We start from the raw sequence: 16,023 nt of genomic DNA, 5'->3' as shown, positions 1-16,023 counted from the left end.
GGCGATTGCAGGTGCTGCTGGCGGACTTCAACAGCGGTTATCGCCAGCCGATCAACGCGGTGTACTACCGTAACTCGCAGCTGGCCCTGCGGATCCAGTGCTTTCTGGACTTCATTCAGGGCAAGCTGGCAGCTTATGCGAATTCAGATTTCAAGGGCTGATTCGTGATCCCTGCGCAAGAGTGAATTGGGTCAGAGGGGATTTTTCGTCAGTGATCACTCCTCGATACTCGTTGCATCACTTACTCAGCCAAGGAGTTCTTCCATGAACGTATTCGTCACCGGCGCCGCCGGCTTTATCGGCGGCTCCATTGCCACCGGCCTGATCCGGGCGGGCCACAAGGTCACCGGCCTGGTGCGCAGCGAAGAACAAGCCAATGAATTGAGCGCACTGGGTATCACCCCGGTGATGGGTACGTTGGATGACAGCACACTGCTAGCCGAACAGGCTCGCGCTGCCGATGCGGTGATCAACGCCGCCAGCAGCGACCATCGCGGTGCGGTGCAAGCCTTGCTCGACGCGTTGCGCGGTTCCAACAAAGTGTTCTTGCACACCAGCGGTTCGAGCATCGTCGGCGATGCGTCCGGCGGAAAATCCAGCGACGTTATCTACTTCGAAGACAAGCTGCCGGAACCGACTGTCGACAAGGCCGCTCGCGTGGCCATCGACAACTTGATTCTCGCTGCAGCGAAGGATGGCGTGAACTCGGCCGTGATCTGCAACACCCTGATCTACGGCCACAGCCTGGGCGTCAACCGTGACAGCGTGCAGCTGCCACGCTTGCTCAAACAGGCGCGTAAAAGTGGCGTGGTCCGGCACGTCGGCCCGGGGCAGAACATCTGGTCCAACGTGCACATCGAAGACGTGGTGTCCCTGTACCTGTTGGCGCTGAGCAAAAACGTACCGGGCACGTTCTACTTCGTCGAAAGCGCAGAAGCGTCGTTCATCGACATGACTACTGCCATTGCTCAGGCGCTGGAACTGGGCGCTCCACAAGACTGGCCGCTGAAATATGCCGAAGCCGAGTGGGGGTATGAAATGGCCAACTATGGTTTGGGTTCCAACAGTCGGGTGCGCGGGAAAAAGGCGCGCGAGTTGCTCGGTTGGGTGCCGAAGCGGGTGTCGGTGATTGAGTGGATTCGGGACGAGATGGTTTGAGTTCGCTATAGACCGCGTCATCGTTCATCGCGGGCAGGCCACGCTCCCACAGGGGATCTGTACAGGACACAGATATTGTGTACGACACTGATTCCTGTGGGAGCGGGCTTGCCCGCGATGGCGTTTTCAGCGACCCAATAACTGGCCGGGCCGCCGCCAATTCCGTAACATCCGCGCACTTTCTTCTTGTCACTCCCAGCGTGCGATCCCCTCATGAAACCAAAACGCCTACGCGCCGATGTCCTGGCCGGGCTCACGACTTCTTTTGCCCTGCTGCCCGAATGCATCGCCTTCGCGCTGGTGGCCCACCTCAATCCGTTGATGGGGCTTTACGGGGCGTTCATCATTTGCACCCTGACCGCGCTGTTCGGCGGACGGCCTGGCATGGTGTCCGGTGCTGCCGGTTCGATGGCCGTGGTGATCGTCGCGCTGGTGGTGCAACACGGCGTGCAGTACTTGCTGGCGACCGTGCTGCTCGGTGGGTTGATCATGTTGGCGTTCGGCTTGCTCAAGCTGGGCAAACTGGTGCGCATGGTCCCGCACCCAGTGATGCTCGGTTTCGTCAACGGCCTGGCGATCATCATTGCGCTGGCGCAGTTGGAACACTTCAAAAGCGGTGACACCTGGCTCAGCGGCACGCCCCTGTACATGATGACGGGGCTGGTGGCTGTCACCATGGCCATTGTTTACCTGCTGCCGCGCCTGACGCGTACTGTACCGCCGGCACTGGTGGCGATTCTGGGCGTGGGGCTGGCGGTGTATCTGCTGGGCTTGCCGACCCGCACATTGGGCGACATGGCGCACATTGCTGGTGGCTTGCCGACCTTTGCATTGCCGGACATCTCCTGGAGTCTGGAAACCCTGCGCATCATCGCGCCCTACGCTATTTTGATGGCGCTGGTCGGCCTGCTGGAGACCTTGCTGACCTTGAATCTGACCGACGAAATCACTGAGAGCCGTGGCTTCCCGGATCGCGAGTGCGTGGCACTGGGCGCGGCCAACGTGGTGTCTGGCGTATTCGGCGGCATGGGCGGTTGCGCGATGATCGGCCAGACCGTGATCAACCTCAGCTCCGGTGGGCGCGGACGGCTGTCCGGGGTGGTGGCTGGAGTGATGATTCTGTTGTTCATTCTGTTTCTTTCCCCGCTGATCGAGCGCATCCCGCTGGCGGCGCTGGTCGGGGTGATGTTTGTGGTGTCACAGCAAACGTTCGCCTGGGCCTCGCTTCGGGTATTGAACAAAGTGCCATTGAACGACGTGTTGGTGATCATTGCCGTGACGGTGATTACTGTGTTCACTGATCTGGCCACCGCCGTGTTGTGCGGGATCATCATCGCGGCACTCAACTTTGCCTGGCAGCAGGCTCGGCAGCTTTACGCGGACAGTCATCTGGAAACCGACGGCAGTAAGCTCTACCGGGTGCATGGCACGCTATTCTTTGCCTCGACGACACCCTTCCTGAATCAATTCGACCCCGCCAATGATCCCGCTCAGGTCACGCTGGATTGCCAACATTTGAGCTTCGTCGATTACTCGGCCATTGCCGCGCTGAATGCGCTGCGCGAACGCTACGCCAAGGCCGGCAAGCACCTGCGCGTGCTGCACTTGTCGGAGCGCTGCAAGAAACTGCTGAAACGTGCGCGGGTGAATCACGACGGAGAATGAATGCGGCAGGTGGACGATTACCTGCCGCCGGGAGACAGACATGATGTACGACACGCTGATTCGCAACGCCCTGATCATCGACGGCAGCAACGCCCCCGGTTATCCCGCCGACGTGGCGATCCTGAACGGTCGCATCGAGCGCATAGGCGACTTGCACGATGCCACTGCCACCGAAGAAATCGACGCCGCCGGTCGTGTGCTGGCGCCAGGTTTCATCGATGTCCATACCCATGACGACACGGTGGTGATCCGCCAGCCAGAGATGCTGCCCAAACTCAGCCAGGGCGTGACCACGGTGATCGTCGGCAACTGCGGCATCAGTGCTTCGCCGGTGAGTTTGCGCGGTGATCCGCCGGACCCGATGAACCTGCTCGGTACAGCCGCAGCGTTTGTTTATCCGACATTCAGCGACTACCGCGCAGCAGTCGAAGCGGCAAACACCACGCTGAACGTCGCGGCACTGGTCGGCCACACCGCGTTACGCAGCAATCACCTCGATGACCTGTTTCGCACCGCTACGCCGGACGAAATCAGCGCGATGCGCGAACAACTACGCGAAAGTCTTGAGGGCGGCGCATTGGGTTTATCCACAGGCCTGGCCTACGCCAGCGCGTTCTCGGCTTCGACCGATGAAGTGATGCAGCTGACGGAAGAATTGGCGGCGTTCGGCGCGGTCTACACCACCCATTTGCGCAGCGAATTCGAACCGGTGCTGGAGGCGATGGACGAGGCGTTCCAGATCGGTCGTCATGCGAAATCCCCGGTGATCATTTCCCACCTCAAATGCGCGGGTGCCGGTAACTGGGGACGCAGTCCGCAACTGCTGGCCTCCCTCGAACACGCGGCGAAAACCCACCCGGTGGGCTGTGATTGTTATCCCTACGCCGCGAGCTCTTCGACGCTGGATCTCAAGCAAGTCACCGACGCCCATCGCATCACTATCACCTGGTCCACGCCGCACCCTGAAATGGGCGGTCGCGACCTGATGGACATCGCCGCTGAGTGGGGCGTGTCGCTGCTCGACGCCGCCCGCCGTTTGCAACCGGCTGGCGCGGTGTATTACGGCATGGACGAGGCAGACGTGCGAAAAATCCTCGCGCATCCGCTGTCCATGGTCGGTTCAGACGGATTGCCGGAAGACCCGTTCCCGCATCCACGCTTGTGGGGTGCATTCCCACGGGTGCTTGGCCATTTCAGTCGCGATGTCGGGCTGTTTCCGCTACACACGGCGGTACACAAAATGACCGGGTTGTCGGCGGCGCGGTTTGGCTTGAAGGAACGTGGTGAAATCCGCGAAGGGCATTGGGCGGACCTGGTGTTGTTCAATCCGCTGACCATTCGCGACGTGGCGGACTTCAACGACCCACAGCGGGCTGCGCAAGGGATTGACGGCGTGTGGGTCAACGGCGTGTTGAGTTACCGCGATGAGCAAGCAAACGGTAAAAGGGAAGGGCGGTTTTTGGCGCGGGAAGGGGATCTGCGAGACGGATTTCAGTAAGCAATATTAGTGGTCCGTCACACTAGTGGCACATTGCAATTAAAGAATGCCGGCACCAAGCCGAAGTGCTGATATTCGATCCAGCTACACTAGGGTGTCTTTTTTAGTCAGGGAGTAACGGCATGAGCTTCGGAAAAACCACTCCGATCCTGCGGATTTTCGATGAAGCCAAGGCATTGGAATTCTACGTCGACTTCCTGGGTTTCAAGGTCGACTGGCAACACCGCTTTGAAGCGAATTTCCCGCTGTACCTGCAAGTCTCCCGTGGCGAATGCGTGCTGCACCTGTCCGAACACCACGGCGACAGCACGCCGGGGTCGGCGCTGCGCATCGAGACCGACGAACTCGAGGCATTCCAGCAGCAATTGTTGGCCAAGGAATACCAGTTCGCGCATCCACAGATTCAGGCCATGCCTTGGGGAAGCCAGGACATGACCATTGCAGACCCGTTCGGGAACCGGTTGGTGTTTACCAACGCGATCAGTGTTTGATTGAGCGAGGTCAAGCGAGGCCCCGTCGATTTGCCGACAGGTCTCGCAGGTCAACTTCAAACAAAAAACCTGCCTTGCGATTTGTTGTGTTCATTAAGTTTGAACAGCAACTCCCTTCCTCTTTGTATCATTGCTCGTGCGATGTTCACATCACGTTGCATAGAGGCGCGGCTTATGAGGTTCGAGCTTTCTACACCCATACGATCGGCCATGCGATCAGTGGTTTGACCCAGTCTGCTTTTCACACCTGCGGCATAAAACTCCTCCACTCCCAAATCGTCAAATGCTGCGTTGATGGCGTGAGCGTCGTGCTCCAGATGATTGTCGAGTTCTGCCAGGGCATTGTTCAAACGCTCGATTTTCTGTCCCGGCAGACCCTCGAGGGCATTGGTCGCCTGGGTTGACGATTCAAAGCTTCGAACCCACGGCCCTTGGACCTCAAGCACCGTTGACAGAATGAAGCCGGTTGCCATTACCGACAGGTTTTTCTGTCCCGTCTTGTTCCGTGGATTGAGGTCCTCTGTTTTTGCGTGCTCAGCCTTTGCTTTCAAGTCATAGAAAGCCGTCCGGCCGTTATATTCTATTTCGTCAGGCTTCAGTCGGCTGGTCTGGGGATAGATGGCGACGGGCAGATGCCGTGTTGCATTGAATTTGCTGGCAATCGTGTCAGTCGTTGAAGACGTGGCGATTTTCGTCCCCAACATGCCAGCCGGCCCGGTTGGTGCGGCCAGCAGGCCGGCCCCCCACGACAGCATGAACCGCATGGCGGTATAGGCGTAACTCTGAAACATTCGTTTTACGACGTCTCTTTTTCTCATGCTGTTGTAGAGCTGATGGTTCAGCGTGCCAACCCTATTGTTCACTTCCTTCAAAATGCCGGGATAGGCACCTAATTCTTCCTTGATGGCAGCCTCGTCTTTTTGATTGCCGTGATGATCGATGTAGCGCACTGGGTTATTCCCGACCATGCAAAACAGGTTCAGCCCGTCAACCGCCCCTGCCGGATCGGGGCTGATCCAGCGCTGTAACCACGGCGCGTAATATCGCTGGCCGTAGTAATACAGGCCGCTGGCGTCACGTTCCTTGCCCGAGTAACGAATGGTTCTGTAGTTCGCCTCTAGCGCGTTGCGGGCGGCTCTCCATGAAGTGCCGCCAAAGGGGTAATAACCTTCTTCGCTGATCAGGTTACCGTCGGCATCCAGCTCCATCGTGTTGGACCCAAAGTGATTGTCGAAGCTGAAGCGCATCGCATCATTGCTGATGCCGGAGGGTGTTCCCAGGCTCCAGTGCAAGCACCGGACGTTGCAGTTTCCTGCCTGAACAATGATGACCTCGAATTTTTCCGTCGTGCTTTCCCGGATTTCCAGACTGGGCAAATAGAGGACGTCGCGGACGTGAGTGACGGCATGAGCCTTTTGGATTTGTCGTTTGCGAACGCGCTGGCCGTTGCCATCGTAGAGGTGACTTTCCGTATCCGCTTCTTGTCCTGCGCGCTTCACCAAGGTCACGCTTTGCAATTGGTTGCGCGAGTTCCACAGCAGCGGTTGCCCGTTTTGCAGGGCTTGCAGATTGCCGTTGGCATCGAAGCCGGTTGCAAAGTCGGGTGGCGAATCACCGGTTTTCCATGACAGACCCCGATTACTGCCGGGTGCGATGCGCATCTCGCGGGTGTAGTTATTGCCGTCCCGTTGATGTTGCAACTTGATCAGATTGGCGCGCTCGTCGTAGCTGTAGTGCTGAGTGAAATTGAGCAATCGACTGCTGTCTCCCGGACCTGAAGCCCAATCGGGAAGCACCGCCTGGACGCTGGCCGTCTGTTCCTCTCGCCCGGTCGCCTTAATCAGCTGATACAGGCTGTCATAGACATACGTGCTGCCGGGCTTGATGCGTTGATTGGCATTGTGCTGTTCGGGTTTGCTGTGGTCCTGGACACTTAACACATTGCCCACAGCGTCATAGGCGTAGTGCAGCTTCTGAAGCACGCTTGTGTTTTTCGTTGTGCGCGAGAGGGTCCGCTGGCTCATACGGCCGTTTTCAGGCGTGAACGTCGCCGCGCTGGTGATTTTTCCACCCAGCACTTGCGATTGAATCTGACCCTGCGCGTTATAGCTGACCTGATCGAGTATCAGCCTCTGTTCGGACGCACCGTTGAGTTGCAGGGTGACTTTTTGCAACTGGCCAGCGACATCGAACCAGAAGCGTTGCGTATGCCCTTTGGCGTCTCGTTGCTCAAGGATTTCGCCGGTCGGCGCGTACCGCCACGTGGTGGTATGGCCGGCACTGCTTTCGACAAGACCCTTTCGCCCATCGAGCTCTTCCGGCCAATGCGCGACGTGCAAATCTTTCAGAACATGCCGCGTTTGGCTGAGTGGCTTTCCCGTCAGGTCATAGGCGGTGAACAGCAGCGTGCCAGCCGGATCGTCATGACGAATCAATTGGCCACACTGGTTCATTTCTGCAGCGTCGTTCGAGTTGGTTGCGTAGGTGAAGCGCTCGATGGCCCGTCGGGCCTGTTGCTCGAATTCTTCGAAGATCACCCATGGGCGTAACTGACTGTCATATTCCGTTTGCCAATGGCTGCCGCGTGAGTCCCACGTCTCCAGCGCCTGTCCTGCTTCTCCAAAAACCGTAAGCCGCCACCCGGCATCGATACTGTCAGTAAAAACGTCGGCACCCGACAGGCTGGTGATGTGTGTCGAGTCTGCCACCTTCAGCTTGATGTCATCGGYGTGCGAATAATGCTCGACGGTCTGATTGCCCATGTCGTACCGGTAGCGCGTAAAGCGAGCCTCAGGCTCCTTGATGGACTCATTGCACCAGTAGCGGACTTCGCTGACCTGAAGGCCGCGGCTGTCGACAACGTTCAGGGTCGGTGTATGGCGATGAATGTTGACGCTCATTTCACACCTCCCGAGGCCGGGGTGTCGGGTTGTGTGTCGTTCTCGTCTTCGGTGATGGAATACCAGGGGTGAAAGGTGTAGCGGCGCTCGTCACCCTTGGCATTGATGACACGAATGAGTCGGCCCAAGGGGTCATGGAAAAACTGGTCACACAGGTCCGATGTGCGCAGGGTTTCATCATTGATATAGCGGAACCGGTCGCTGAAGCAGGGTCGATACGTACGTGTCACCCGGCCGTTGTTGTATTCGGTACGCTCGTTGACACGCCAGCGCTGGCTGACTTCGTGCTCTAGCGGTTTGCCGTTCACTGACTTCAACGTACCGTCCTCGTTGACGGCCAGTGCTGGTCCTTGCCCGGCTTGCTGTTTACTTTGCAACAGCCGGCCAAAGCCGTCACGGCAAACGACAACAACGCGAATTTTCTGCTTTTCAGCATCGTCGGGGAATCGGTCTGCTTGCAGTTCGGCGCAGTAAACCGGTTCGCGCTGTACGCTTTTAATTTTCGTCTGGAGCGCTTGTTCGTAGGGTGTTTTCTTGAGGTCGCTGCGGGCCAGGCGAGCGCGAGCGCTGGCGCGGATGTATCCACCGGGCAATACATCGCCCGAAATCACCGCGCTTTTGCAGAAATCCTGTTCCTGCTGTGTGGCTTGCGCAATCTGTCCCATCCAGCTGAACGCGTTGTAGAACCAGGCGCTGGCGACTTGCTGCAGAGCCTGCTCCGGGTTTTCGATGGCCAGATCCGGTCGGCCAACATATTGATGGGCATAGTCGGACACGGGTTTGAACCCAATGTCCGCATCGATACCGCTTTTGTAATGGCTCATGACTTGAACGTGCCCGAATGGGTCGTACAACGCTTCCTGGACAATGTTGTTGGCGTCGGTAATGCGGCAAGGCTGGAGCAGTCGGTAATCAACGTTGGAGGCTGTGGTGATGCAACCGTCCGGCAGTTGCGTACGAGTAGTCAGGCAGTAGTAAGAATCTTGGGTAAATGTTGTCGAGCCTTGCTGCAAGGTTGCCTTGAAACCTGAAGGTTTGAAAAAACCATCTTTTGTTTCGTAAGTGAAGAAATGGTGTCGTACTGACCACAGGCCGTGCTGTTTATCCCACTCTGTGTCCGCAGGTAAGGCGATGGGCATTGGTCTGTAGCCGTTCTCCTTGAGTCGTTGAGTCAAATCAAAGGACGACGCGCCCGGTTGTTGCTTGAGTCTGTCGTAAGTCTTCAACGCCAACTGATTGAGTTCAGCCATTTCCGTGTGATCGACCAACGCTTCAACACTGGCCTGTCCGTCAGGAAAGGTGCCACTGGCGTCGGGTTTCCTGTAGCGCTGCAAAGACAGGCTCGTCAAGACTTGTCCGGTTTTCCAGGCGTCTGAAGCACTCAGCACAAGCAAGTTCTCGTGGTTGATGTCTGAGAGGTTCAGGCCGCCTGCAATGGGCGCCTTGGGCAATTTCAATGCATTGACGCGTTGCAGATAAGGCAGTCCAAATCGCCTGGTTTGCGCTGTCCCTATGTGAATGAATTGAGCTTTATGTTCGCTCAGGTAGTAGTACTGCTGGGTTTCGTCATGGGCATCGCCCCACCATTTTTTTTCCCACTTGCCGGCGAACGGAGAGGTGTCGGCAGCCGTTTTGCGCCGGGCATAACTGATGTCCACGGAGTGAGTCACGAAGCCATAGGTGTCCCATTTCAAATTAATCGAATGGGTGCAGCGAGGGTCTTGCGCGATACGCTCGTATTGGTAGTTGATCGATTCCAGCAGGACGAGGTGCAGGATCGAATGGGGGCTGTGCTTGCCCATGCCCCTGAGTTCGTCGACCTTGTAGCGATGCTGTTGCACCGAATACGGGAGTTTTGATTGGTCGCCTTGTTCCTGGCCGTACACCTCTACTCGCAAGATCCGTCCGTTCAGTGCCCGGGCGATTTCGCGCTTGCGGGCTTTGGAGTAGGAGTTGGCCGGGGCATGCCTTTCGCTGCGCCGGGTCCAGCTGATCTCGAGATTCTGGAGGGTTTTTTTGAGAGCAATGGCTTGTCCATCGCTGAAGTCTCGATCGTGGATGACCGGATCGACCTCGTTGCCGATGTGGAACCATGTCTTGGTCAGTGTCGTAGCGGTCTGGCGTTTGTTTTCTGTATCACTGCGGCTTGAGGGAATGTCTGATTGGATGAGCAGGCCGAAACCCCGGAATTCACGTTCGATGCTGTCGTAGAAGCCACGTCGATATTTAAATTTTCGGGTCAGTCGATTGCCAGTGATTTCGTCTTCCTGAGTCTGCTGCTTGACCAGAAACAGTGGAAACGGCAAGTGTGACACCACCGGGTTTTTGTTTTTGAGTAGTTGTTTTTTTTCGTCCAGCCATTCTTGTGCAGAGCTGCGGTAGCTGATGCTCGCGGCAGCGCCCATGTTGTTGTTGGTTGTCTGAAGCAAGTAGGGTTTGGTGCTGACGAAGTCATAGCGCCAGTGTCGTGGCGTTGCCCCTGAGGTGCTGAACACCAGGCTGGAGCAGCCGAGCCCTTGCAGGTCTGTGACGGTCACCTGGCAGAAGCGGTCATGGCGAATCCCTTCGGGCCATGGCAAATCGATCGCCGGGCTCAGCCCGTTGCCGCTACGGTTCATGAAAATGCGCGCGCACTCGGGCAGGAGATAAACAAGATCCGTGTTTCCCGAGCCATCCAGGTCGGCCAGCAGCACGCGAGAGGCTTCAAATTCCTCATAGGTAAAATCCAGCGTGGCGATCACCCGGCCTTTTCCGAAGCGTCCCCGGCCCAGGTTGGGCCAGCATTTCACTTCGTTATGACGGATTCGAACCAGATGTTGTTGCCCGCTGCCCAACACATCGCTGAAAGCCACCAATTCGCTGGGCGAGTTACCAGGCAGTGGCAGGTCGTCCTCATCCGCCCGGCGTACCACGTCGGTTGCGCTGGAAAAACCTTTGCCATCTAGGTTGGCGTGCAGGCGAACACTGCGGGGGCCGAGCATGATCAGGTCGCTGAGCCCGGCGCCCATCAGGTTGGCCAAATGTCCTTGAGGATGGAAGAACTCGGTCGGAACGGCGTCAAGCGGCGTGAACCCGGACCATTTGCCATCGGCTTTCAGGGTGAAAAATCCACTGAGTCCGGGTTGCGCCAGAATCCATTCGGGACGACCGCTGGCGCTGAGATTACCGAGAAACTGACGGCTCGATTTTCGGCTGTCGGCCAGCGGGATATGCGGCAGATCGCTCAACGCCTGATAGGTGACCCGATCCCTTCCAGCGTCATCACGCAGTGGTTGGCTATAGCGCCAGCTTTTGTCGGTACGGTGGAGCACACCGGGCAGTCCTTCCCCTAGCAGATCGACGAACTGAAAGTGCTGTTGATGGTTGAGTCGCGACAACGCCTCGAAAAGTTTGTAGCGATGAACGTCAGGTTCCAGTGCGAAGTTGGAGTAGGTGAACTCGAGGGGAGGGAGGTAACTGTCGGTGCTTTCGCCGTAGGCCTGGGTCATCGCTGCGCTCAGGCAGCTGTAGGACAAGGGGGCGGTCTGGTACTCGATCAACGTACGGCGAACCAGCACCGGTACCGCTCCCATCGATGACTCATCGGGAAAGTAATGAAACATGAGCACCTGCTGGCACAGGCGTTGGGTTCGCAACTCGAACCCATAGGAAAAATCCGAAAACGGGTCGCCGCGTACGGGCGACGAATTCGTTGCCGGATACGTGGGCTTTTTATCCAGTGCAGGGCTGCGTTCACCGTAGTCGAAATGCAACTCGAAATGCCAACGGACGTCCTTGAACCCGTCGGTTTTACACGAGTACAACTGTGAGTCGGCTTTGAAATTCCCGTAGCGAATGAGACTGAGGTAACGCTGGGCCCGGCAGTCGGCTGGTCCCGGCAGGGAGGCCGGATCTGCGTTGTACTCATAACCGATATGCTCGCCATGGGCATTCAGGCTCTCTTCGAGCAACCACTCGGCTACGCGGGATTGTTCGTCGGGATCCGCCCGACGTGCGAGCAAAGTTTTCCCAAACACATGCAGGCTACCGTCGGCGTTATGTATCAGCCAGAAGCCCGGTTTGTCCCCGGCGTGGGACCAATGCTCGATCAAGTCGAACGTGGCTTCGATGCGCGGGCGATAGCGCACGACGGTGTGTTCGGCCTGCTGCGTACCGTCACTGCACAGCTTTTGGGTGGAGACGATAGCGCCGGTTTCCCGGTTCCGCTCGGGCATCAGAAGCTCACCACCAGGGCCGAGGAATAAATCATCGTCGGTGTAGGCGGGAACCCCCAGGTGCGTACGTCGTGAGACCGTCGCCAGGGACAATTTCCAACCCAGGCCGAACACGCCGTTGCCTTGGCTACTGTTGTAGCTCAAGGCAAGGCTCGGGGCATATCCGCGACCGGGCGATATGGGCAACGGAATCTGGCAGGAAGCGGTTCCGCTGGAGCCGATTGCACCCAAGCCGTCGCCGATGCCCTGAATCGCCCCTCCGCCCTTGGGCAGGGCAGGGGAATGCACAGGAATAACAGTTTGCTCACTCATTGCGCACCCCCGATAGCTCTGGCGGTGTATTGCACGTGCACGATGATGTCGGTGAGCGATTCGAGCATGGCTTTCTGTGCCGCATGATTGGGGAATGACAGCTGCCATTTCGAAATCGTGCCGGTGTACTCAAAAGGCAGGTAGCGCTCATCCTGAAAATTCAGGGTGAACAGGCCGTTGTCGTCGATCCCCGTCGACAGGGCAATTTGCTGATGGGCGCGCAGACTCTTCATGACCGTCTTGTCGCTATCGGGCATGACGACTTCGCTGCTTGTCTGAGACAGCGTGGCGCGGACATCTTCATAAGGGCCAAGAACGGCCGGCAGGGAAATACTGATGCTTTTGATCCTGCGCAGGCAGTGCCCCGGGTAGTCGTTGTCAAAAAGGGCAGACGTCAACTCGAACTCGCATCGACCGGAATCCAACAGGGTGGACCTGATTCCTTTGGTGACGGGTTCGTCAGCAGCGGTCGTATCGTCCCAAGGTTTGTTGATGGACGGTGCAGGCGTACCCGAGATGTTTTCTTTCGTATGAAGCAGGCGCAACGACACGGTCTTGCGGATTTCCAGTTCACGCTCGTTGCCCAGCAACCAGGCATTCTTCATCTTCACCAAACCCAGCTTCATACGCTCGCCGGGGCCAAGTCCACGGTAGGTGCTGTTCCAGGCCTGATTTTGAAAGAAAGGTTGCGTGGTGTTGTTGGCGGTTTCATATCGCCAACTCGCCTCGGTGAGCTGGCACAACGAAAACGTCGAGTCATACGCCTGGTAGTAGAAGCTGGAGAACTGATGGGTGAACCACTGGTAGAGCTGTGAGTTGGTAAAGCGCTTGCTGAGAAAGTCGTAGGAAGCCCGGGCCTGGGACAGAGACGTTTGAGTTTGCTGCAACAGTAATCGTGAGGCAGTTTCTCGTTCGGCGTCCACCGCCAGCTGTGCATCAATCCGGGCAATTTCGAGTTTTGCCTGATCGTGGGCGAGCGTCCAGTCCTGATAGCGGCGCCGGTACTGCGCAGCGCGATCCAAGGCTTCACCAGCGCCATAGGCCACGGTAGCGACACCTTGAGCCAAGGCCATCATGGCGAAGGGGCCACCCTCCACGCGCGCGCCCCCGTCCGATGTGCCAAAAATATTGGGAATGACCTTCAGCCCCTGGCCGCTTGCATTAGCCGCCTGGGCGCTTGCTTCAGCGATACGCCCCTCCAGATGGAAAGCGGCGGCCGCCACTTCTTCCAGATTGACCACTTCGTTGACCAACCGACTGTAGTGATCCCGGCGATTTACGACGATGGATTTACTGGCCAATACCTCCTCTCGGGTTTTCTGCTCGATCTTCAAAGCCTGGGTCTGCAGGTCTACTGCAATGCTGGCGATATCCCATACGTGCTGTTGCTGAAGCTCCTGATAACTGGCTTGCTCGCTGCGTTCGATAAACGACATCAGCGTTGCGCCGAACTGAATGACCGTGTCTACCGCACTCATGGCATGGGCATGCAGGACACTGAACCGGTAAGGCGGAATCACTGTGCCCAACCGCTGGGCCATGCCGGGCTCGGCAGCGCGCTGGGGAGTGGCACCGAGCTGGTTGTCTGGCGCTGCTGGCGCCGCGAAGAGCGCAAGCCGCAAGGGGCGGCCGACAATGTCGAGATTGTGCCTGAGGTTATGCAGGCGACTTTCGAGCTTCTCCCAGCGCGGGAATAGCACGGGGTTGAAGGGCAGGCGCGAATGCGGTGCGTCGATTGCATTTGCGGAGGGTGAATGGCTGTAAGGTCGAACACACACTTGAGGGGCCAGCTTTGAGGCGTCGTCTGCTACGACGGGTTTCGCCAGTTCTTTCTCCAACGCGTACAGTTTTCTATTGGGCTCTTCGCTGAATTCTTTCAACGTGAGTGCTGCCCATAGATCGGTCTGTCTGATATCCGGTCTCGGACCCAACAGGTTCTGCGCGCACAAATACCAGAGCTTCGCATCGGTCAGGCTGTCGGGGGTCAATTCGCGGTAAGCGGCGTCGCCGCGATTGAGCAGAATGTCGATGTAGAGCATGTACAACGCTTTGCGAAAGTGCACGGGATGACTCAGTGCAATCTGGTGCGGATCCTCTGTCCCCTGGATGGCATAACTGGATTGACCGGGATTGGCCGCGTCGGTGATCAGTGGCACCGCGTTCCAGTAATCCGGGTTAGCGCCACTGACTGCTTTTCGCGAGGGATTGAACAGGTACTGCAACCAGCGTTCGGCTTCGCTGTATTGGCGCTCCTGGTTAAAGCGGTGCGCCACCAGCCAGGGCAGGTATAGAAACAGCTCGACGAAGTAACGACCGTAGGCACCGTAGAAATCCAGTTGCTCAGGTGATTTGTCTGCCGCCAGTGGAGGCTCTTGCAAGTGCTGAGAGGACCAGCTCAGCAATGTATCCATGCTTTCTTCTGCACGCTCGATCAGGTGCCTGGCGAAGGCGATATTCATTCGGATGGGTTGGCGGGAGCTCTTGAAGTTGATGAAGTATGCCGTGCCTAACGCGTCATCCTTATGGGAATTAATATAAGGAATTRTCGACGAGGCTGATTTGTAACGGTACTGGAGCGCCTTTGACTTGGTGTATGGCCAGCACTCGAGCAGAGCAAGAAGTGTCTTGTCACGATCGAAATGCAGTGCAGTGCGAAGAACAACGTTTGACGTGATCAAGGCGTCCTTGTCGATAACGGCCGACATGCTGAAATCAAAAAATGGAATACTAAAATCCTTGCGCTCAAATTCACCGATATGCAATACGAGGCAGAGCGAGGACGACGATTGATCACAGGTGACAATGGTTTGTATGTATTCCTTCAACGTTGCCAGGCTTATACCTACCGCAGATTCGGCTGAGCAGTAACCTTGCACACAGGTCTGTGGCGTACTCCAGCTTCCGTCATATTTTTTGAAACACATGTTCAGACGTAACAAAGGACAGGTTTTATTCTTGTCATCTGCTTTGATCGCCTGATCCTGAAAGATGCATTCGGCCCAGATCACATACAAACGGTTGTTGAACATGACCGGGCGAATGGTGTGCTCGAGGGTGCTTTCGGAGACGGGCAGATTGACGCGATGCCAGTCGGACCATGCCTGTGGTTCCGGTGCATCATATTGGTCAGTCCTGGAACCGGGCACGAAAGGTCGACAGGCCATGTCCAGAGAGCGCCAATACCAGGTATTGGCGGCACGGGATTTGGCAATGAAGTAATAGGTGCTGTCGTCGAAGTTGTCGCCGTCGATGTAACCATTGACGATTTCCAGGTTGGCGACTTCTTCCAGTCGGGTCAGATAGGCCAGCACCGCCGTTTGTACCGATTCGGCAGTGAGCTGGTTGCGGTTGAGGTCGTTCTCCAGTTGTTCGAAGCTGTCGGATCTGGTTTTGCGAAGCGTCGGATCAAGATAGGCCGCGGGGAAGTAATGAAGGTGTTGATGGGTCACCCAGTCCAGGTAGTGATGCATGACGGTGCGCCAGGTTTCGACTTGCTCTGCTGGAATCTGCGCGGTGTGATATCCCGGCTCCATGTTGGCCAGAATACTGTTGATGTATTGCTGCAGGCTGGTGGTGGCGCAGGCTACCGGGCTGGTTGGCACATCCTGGCTGACCAACACGTCAAGCAACCAATAGTGATAAAGATCAGTGGCCGTTTTAAGGTGTTCTGCAATCTTCAGTTCTTTCAGAGTCTTGTCTTGCGGTGCGATCGCTGACAGATAGAGACCAAGCTGAGCATCACGCAGGCTTTCATTGAGTTGTTTTTCCATAGCAACAGACATGTT

Annotated in this window: 7 protein-coding genes and 1 pseudogene; 5 read left to right on the top strand and 3 right to left on the bottom strand. The window is 57.0% G+C overall.

The genetic code is table 11. The annotated features are described in order from the left end of the window. From AC1DSG_RS07830 to AC1DSG_RS07810, 5 genes and pseudogenes are all read left to right on the top strand, one after another. Positions 1 to 161 (top strand): annotated as a pseudogene (locus AC1DSG_RS07830) (LysR family transcriptional regulator); the annotation flags it as partial. 103 nt (positions 162 to 264) lie between these two features. Then, a complete protein-coding gene (locus AC1DSG_RS07825) occupies positions 265 to 1,158 on the top strand; it encodes an NAD-dependent epimerase/dehydratase family protein (RefSeq protein WP_477790366.1) in 894 nt (297 codons plus the stop codon). Positions 1,159 to 1,371: 213 nt separating this feature from the next. Then, a complete protein-coding gene (locus AC1DSG_RS07820) occupies positions 1,372 to 2,823 on the top strand; it encodes a SulP family inorganic anion transporter (RefSeq protein WP_477790365.1) in 1,452 nt (483 codons plus the stop codon). Positions 2,824 to 2,863: 40 nt separating this feature from the next. Further along, on the top strand, positions 2,864 to 4,321 hold the full coding sequence (locus AC1DSG_RS07815) for an N-acyl-D-amino-acid deacylase family protein (protein ID WP_477790364.1): 1,458 nt from the start codon (positions 2,864 to 2,866) through the stop codon (positions 4,319 to 4,321). Positions 4,322 to 4,443: 122 nt separating this feature from the next. Then, positions 4,444 to 4,812, top strand: coding sequence for a glyoxalase superfamily protein (locus tag AC1DSG_RS07810; protein WP_477790363.1), 369 nt, complete (start codon positions 4,444 to 4,446; stop codon positions 4,810 to 4,812). Positions 4,813 to 4,868: 56 nt separating this feature from the next. On the opposite strand, the gene AC1DSG_RS07805 is transcribed toward AC1DSG_RS07810, so the two are convergent. Genes AC1DSG_RS07805 through AC1DSG_RS07795 form a run of 3 tightly spaced genes read right to left on the bottom strand, consistent with a single transcriptional unit; the run spans position 4,869 to position 16,020 of the window. Further along, positions 4,869 to 7,712 (bottom strand): RHS repeat domain-containing protein, encoded by a 2,844-nt coding sequence (locus AC1DSG_RS07805; protein WP_477790362.1) that lies wholly within the window; start codon positions 7,710 to 7,712, stop codon positions 4,869 to 4,871. Then, a complete protein-coding gene (locus tag AC1DSG_RS07800; RefSeq protein ID WP_477790361.1) occupies positions 7,709 to 12,238 on the bottom strand; it encodes a SpvB/TcaC N-terminal domain-containing protein in 4,530 nt (1,509 codons plus the stop codon). The genes AC1DSG_RS07805 and AC1DSG_RS07800 overlap by 4 nt, the downstream gene beginning before the upstream one ends. Continuing rightward, entirely contained in the window at positions 12,235 to 16,020 is a 3,786-nt protein-coding gene (locus tag AC1DSG_RS07795) for a Tc toxin subunit A-related protein (protein ID WP_477790360.1), read from the bottom strand. Before AC1DSG_RS07795 ends, AC1DSG_RS07800 begins: the two co-directional genes overlap by 4 nt. Positions 16,021 to 16,023 lie beyond the last annotated feature (3 nt).

The sequence above is a fragment of the Pseudomonas sp. P5_A12 genome (assembly GCF_056400685.1).
This window is presented reverse-complemented; position numbering and strand designations above follow the sequence as displayed.